Origin of the sequence: Thermovirga sp., assembly GCA_012523215.1 — a bacterium.
Classification (GTDB): Bacteria; Synergistota; Synergistia; order Synergistales; family Thermovirgaceae; genus 58-81.
This window is the reverse complement of sequence record JAAYIZ010000264.1, coordinates 1-4,903: the sequence shown is the minus strand read 5'-3', so window position 1 is coordinate 4,903 and position 4,903 is coordinate 1. Positions and strand designations below refer to the sequence as shown.

The 4,903-nt window shown below is 57.3% G+C and carries 6 protein-coding genes; 2 read left to right on the top strand and 4 right to left on the bottom strand.

Annotated elements, in window-relative coordinates:
- The 4 genes from GX108_07230 to GX108_07215 all read right to left on the bottom strand — a co-directional run.
- Positions 1–616, bottom strand: a 616-nt coding sequence (locus GX108_07230; protein ID NLO56823.1) for an HAD family hydrolase, incomplete at its 3' end; no start/stop codon positions are given.
- Positions 613–1,566, bottom strand: coding sequence for a glyoxylate reductase (locus GX108_07225; protein ID NLO56822.1), 954 nt, complete (start codon positions 1,564–1,566; stop codon positions 613–615). The genes GX108_07225 and GX108_07230, both read right to left, overlap by 4 nt.
- A gap of 23 nt (positions 1,567–1,589) precedes the next feature.
- Positions 1,590–2,363, bottom strand: a complete 774-nt coding sequence (locus GX108_07220) for a GTP cyclohydrolase I FolE2 (protein ID NLO56821.1) — start codon at positions 2,361–2,363, stop codon at positions 1,590–1,592.
- A gap of 31 nt (positions 2,364–2,394) precedes the next feature.
- A complete protein-coding gene (locus GX108_07215) occupies positions 2,395–3,387 on the bottom strand; it encodes a DUF72 domain-containing protein (GenBank protein NLO56820.1) in 993 nt (330 codons plus the stop codon).
- Between the two features lie 94 nt (positions 3,388–3,481).
- On the opposite strand from GX108_07215, the gene GX108_07210 reads away from it, so the two are divergent.
- Both GX108_07210 and GX108_07205 read left to right on the top strand, forming a co-directional pair.
- Positions 3,482–4,384: a dihydrodipicolinate synthase family protein gene (locus GX108_07210; GenBank protein NLO56819.1), complete on the top strand. Its 903-nt coding sequence runs from the start codon at positions 3,482–3,484 to the stop codon at positions 4,382–4,384.
- The coding region (locus GX108_07205) for a flavodoxin family protein (protein ID NLO56818.1) at positions 4,381–4,903 on the top strand (523 nt) is incomplete at its 3' end. The genes GX108_07210 and GX108_07205, both read left to right, overlap by 4 nt.

Below are 4,903 nucleotides of genomic sequence, written 5' to 3'. Positions count from 1 at the left end.
CGCCCCAAAGTACTTCACGACTGGTCCCTCCGGTGGCCAATCCGATAAACCCGACACCGGCCCTTCTCGCGGCCAGCGCGTCTATCTCGGAATCACCCACCAGAATGGCTTCCCCGGCCACGCTCCCGAGGACCCCCAGGGATAGCAGGATCGACTCCGGGTGTGGTTTGGGATTTTTTACATCTTCCATGCCGATGACAGAAAGAAAGTACTCTTTTAACCCTGCACACTCTACGGCCGGAATCAGCCTCTTCCTGTTCGAAACGACCCCAAGGGAAAGGTCCTCATCACGAAGGTTGGACAGGACCTCCCGCGTCCCGGAGAAGGGTGTTATCCTTTCGTACTCCAGGGGAACCAGCTGTTCTCGGTAATAAATCATCCACGCGGGATCATAATGGCCCCATAACATATCCATGGCCCGATCCATGGGATGCCCGATGGTCCGGACCACTTCCTCCCTGGTCACCTCGGCCAGCCCGAAGGAACCCGCCAGCCTATTCAGACAGTACGTAATGCCTGTACTGCTGTCCACCAGGGTCATGTCAAAATCGAAAAGGACGGCCTTCGTCCCACCTCGTTCACATTCCGTCGGGATCAGGCGCTTTCGTTCCTTCAATTTTCACGGTCCAGTCGGTTCAAAAGGTCCGAGCCCCTTTCCAGGCGTGAAATGTTCTCCGCCACGGTCCGGGCGACACCCACCAGGGCCTCGTCGGTGACCCCCCCGACGTGGGGCGTAAGGGTTACAAGAGGGTTGGCCAGGAGAGGATCTTCGGGGTCAGCGGGTTCATCCCAGAAAACATCGAGCCCGACGCCTGCAAGATGCCCCCTCGCCAGGGATTCTTCCAGAACCGTCCGAGATACCAGTTCGGCCCTGCCGACATTGACCAGGAAGGAACCGGGGTCCAGGGCCTTGAAAAAAGCATCGCCGGCGATCCCCCTGGTCTCTTCGTTGAGTTCCAGGGAAAGCACGATAAACCGGCAACCAGGAAGGGCCTCCCTCGCACGGTCCAGTCGAAAGAAACCGTCGAGCTCCAGGAGTCTGAAAGCCTCCCTTTCGGTCCTATTCACTCCCCTGACCTCCATGCCCATCCCCTTGAGCCTGGATACGATAGCCCGGCCTACGTTCCCCAACCCAATCACGCAGGCCCTCTTTTTCCACAAGGAAACGCCCTGGGGGGAAAAGAGCCTTCTCTTTCGGATGTTCTCCCGGCACCGGACGTACCTCCTCGAGTGCAGGAGCATATGCATCAGGGCTATCTCGGCGACACCCTCGGCATTTCCAGTGCCTCCCGATGGCACATTACAAACGGCTATGCCCCTTCTTTTGCAGGCATCAATGTCGATCCTGTCGACTCCCACTCCCCATTGGTGGACAAGCCTGAGCTTCGGGGCTTCCCTGAGAAGAACCTCATCCACATCCAGGGGACCGCAAACGAGCACATCCGCCTTCCTGACACGATCCATCAGGTTGGACAGGTCGGCCACATCTATATAATGACCCTCCAGGAGTGGCCCGACGATGCCCCGAAGTTTTTCGAAAGTATCGGGGAAAAAGAGTACTCTCATGCTTCGACCGGCCATCGGCAATTTCAGGGGCGTTTATCCCTGGTGAGGCTGGCGAAAGCCTCGTGGGCATGGATGCTCTCGTAGCTCACCACCCTCACAGAATACCAGAGGACCCGGGGGTCATCATCCAAGCGCACCGCCACCTCTCTGACCACGTCCACCACGAACCTGGGGTTATCGTAGGCCCTCTCGGTGACGTATTTCTCGTCCTCCCTCTTTAAAAGCGTGAAAACGGGCGAAGAAGCGCTTTCTTCGACGATATCGACCAACTCCTCTATCCAGACCAGGTGGTCCATCCGTACCGTGATCGTCACCTCCGCCCGTTGGTTGTGAGCTCCCCTTTCCGAAATCTCCTTCGAGCAGGGGCATAGGGTGTTCACCGGCACCGTCACCGTAAGGGTGAAGTCGAACTCCTCTCCGCGGGATGCCCAAAAGGCGACATCGTAACGGGTGAAGCTGGGTGCGCCGCTAACGGGCGCTTTTCTCATGACGAAGTAAGGGAAGTTGAACTTCAATTCCGCCTTTTCGGCGTCGAGGTGCCTTTTCAGGTTTGATGCTATGTGCTCCAGGTTTTGCAGGGTCACATGACCGTTGCAGGAATTCAGGATCTCGATGAATCGACTCATATGGGTCCCCCTGTAGTCCCTGGGAAGGGAGACGGACATCTCCACCATGGCCACGGTGTGCTGGGTTTTCTCGTTTCGGTCCCTAACCTCTATGGGGTAGGCCAAGCCTGTCACTCCCACGCTGTCGATGGGGATGTTCCGCATATCTCGCTCGCTCTGCACATCTCGCATAGGGAGAACACCCTCTCCTGTCCATATTTTTCTATTCCCGGGTTCCCCGTGGGGTTTTGCTGTTTTTGGAACCAGCCGCCGCGGATTTGCCCGGTGACATGTCCCAGAGATTCAGCATCTCCTGCCCTCGATCACCGACGTCAACTCCAAGGAGAGCCCTCATCTCGAGAGCGTTCCTTACAGCGTTATCCCGAAAGCAGTTGTTGAACATGAGGAAAACTCTGCCCACGTCCTTCGCAAAAACCTTCGCTTTCTCGCTGAAGGGGGCCAGTTCCGTTATATCGTACAGGTAGTTGAATCGCTCCGCCACTTTGGCATCTCTTTTGTTCCACGCTGGAGCGTTCCTTCCATGAAACCTCAACACTGTCCCCCAGGTGGCGGTGATGTGCCATTCGGGCGGAACGGTCCATTCCAGGCTGGGTTCATCCACGGCGGTGAAAGCCATATTCTGGTCCCTCAGAAGATCGAGGAACCTCTCGCGGTTGCCTTTCTCAAGCCATGATCGGTGCCTGATCTCGATGGCCACCCTGGCCGGTGAGGCCAGTTTCGCAATCCTTTTGAACCAGTTGAGGTTTCTTTCGGAAAAGACGATCCAGGGGGGGAATTGAAAGAGCAGGTAACCCAACCTGTTCAGGCTGTTGAGCACGAGAACGCGGGAGATGAATCTATCCCAGAGCGCTATGCGGGCATCCTTCGGGATCTCCCAGATCCGCAACCTGGAACCTTTGGAGATGCCGGGGGGCATTAGTTCTCGGGGAAGGGCCGTTACGGAGAGAGTGTGAAAAGTGAAAAGGCCGAAGGCCTTTATGTTGAAAAGAAAACCCGGCGTCGTTCTGGCGGCCCACTGGTAGAAAACCTCCTCGCCGGGGATGGCGTAGAAGGTGCTATCGACCTCGACGGTATCGAAAAAGTTCGCGTAGTGTCGAAGCCTTGAATAGGGGTCCCTGGCATTATCCGGGTACCATCCGCTGCCAACGAGCGATCGATCGGTCCAGGAACAGGTACCGACTCTAAGGTCCTCCATAGCGCCGACCTCCGAAATCATGGGGAATAGGCCTGCGGTTCCATTATAATGGAGACCTGTCGGAAGCGAAATTTTTGGGAAAGGAAGTGCCGCCTTGAAACTGGAAGGGATCTACGCGCCAATACCCACACCCTTCAATGGAGATGGGGACCTCGACCTGGAAGCGTTTTCCCTGAACTTCAAACACTGGCTGTCCACGCGCATTGACGGCATCGTCGTCAGCGGTTCCAACGGGGAGTGGCCGCTTCTGGCCTTCGGCGAGAGGGTCGCACTCTTCGGCGCCTGCGTGGATCTTTCCCGGGGAAAACTCAAGGTGATCGCGGGAATCCATTGCCCCTCAACGAAGGAAAGCCTCAACCTGGGGCTGGAAGCCGCCAGGGCCGGGTGCGACGGCGTCCTCCTATTGCCGCCCCACTACTACAAGGGACAGAACTCCAGGGAGTCCCTCCTGGCCTACTTCATGACCCTTGCCGATTCGATCGGTATACCCGTCGTGCTTTACAACATGCCCGCCAACACCGGGTTCAACCTTGCTCCCGATATCGTCACCGCCCTTTCGGGGCACCCCAACATCATCGGGATAAAGGACAGTTCCGGCGATATCGTGCAGATTGCCACCCTTTGCCGGGATACCCCCGATAATTTTGGTGTTTTGGCTGGCTCCGGAAGCTTTTTCCTTCCCTCCATCGCCGTGGGGTGTTCGGGAGGAACCATGGGCGTGGCCAACCTCTTTGCCGACGCCTGCGTCGACATCCTTATCGGCTTCAGGAAGGGCGACATCGACCGTTCAAGATCTTTGCAGCTCGCCCTCATCGAGATCAACCAGGCGGTCACGAAAAGATACGGCGTACCCGGGCTGAAGGCCGCCATGGATCATGCGGGCCTTTACGGGGGCCCCGTCAGGGCGCCCCTGCTCCCGGTGAAAGAAAAGGTCAGGGAAGAGATCGGGAGGATCTATGACGAGTTCAGATATTTTTATGAGGAGGTTTCATCATGAAAAAGGTCCTCGGAATCCTGGGGAGTCCCCGCAAGGAGGGCAACAGCGAGACCTTGGCGCGAAAGGTGCTTGACGGGGCAGCGAAAAATGGCGCTGCTTTCGATGTCATCCGCCTCCAGGGTTTGAGCCTTTCGGGCTGCACCGACTGCAGGAGGTGCTGGTCCGGAGGAAGGCCCTGCGTAATTGACGACGATATGGAGAAGGTCTACGAAAAAGTCAGGGAGGCCGACCTCCTGGTCTTCGCCTCTCCTCTTTACTGGTACTCGTGGAGTTCCCAGATGAAACCGGTCTGGGACCGGTTCCTTCCCTTCGTTCAGAAAGAGGCCCGCTGGGATCTCAAGGATAAGAGGGCGCTCCTGGTGGCCTCGGCCGGCGATGACAAACCCGATGTTTTCCAGGGAATGCTCTTCTCTTTCAGGACATCCTGCGGGCTCCTTGGCTTGGAAATGGCGGAACCCCTGTTGGCCCATGGAGTCCACGGGATGGGCGAGGTGGAAAAGGGTCAATGGTTGAACCTGG

Bases quoted from the DNA above. Each gene is read 5' to 3' on its own strand.
- GX108_07220 (NLO56821.1), bottom strand. From the start codon at position 2,363: ATGCGAGATGTGCAGAGCGAGCGAGATATGCGGAACATCCCCATCGAC.
- GX108_07215 (NLO56820.1), bottom strand. From the start codon at position 3,387: ATGGAGGACCTTAGAGTCGGTACCTGTTCCTGGACCGATCGATCGCTC.
- GX108_07225 (NLO56822.1), bottom strand. From the start codon at position 1,566: ATGAGAGTACTCTTTTTCCCCGATACTTTCGAAAAACTTCGGGGCATC.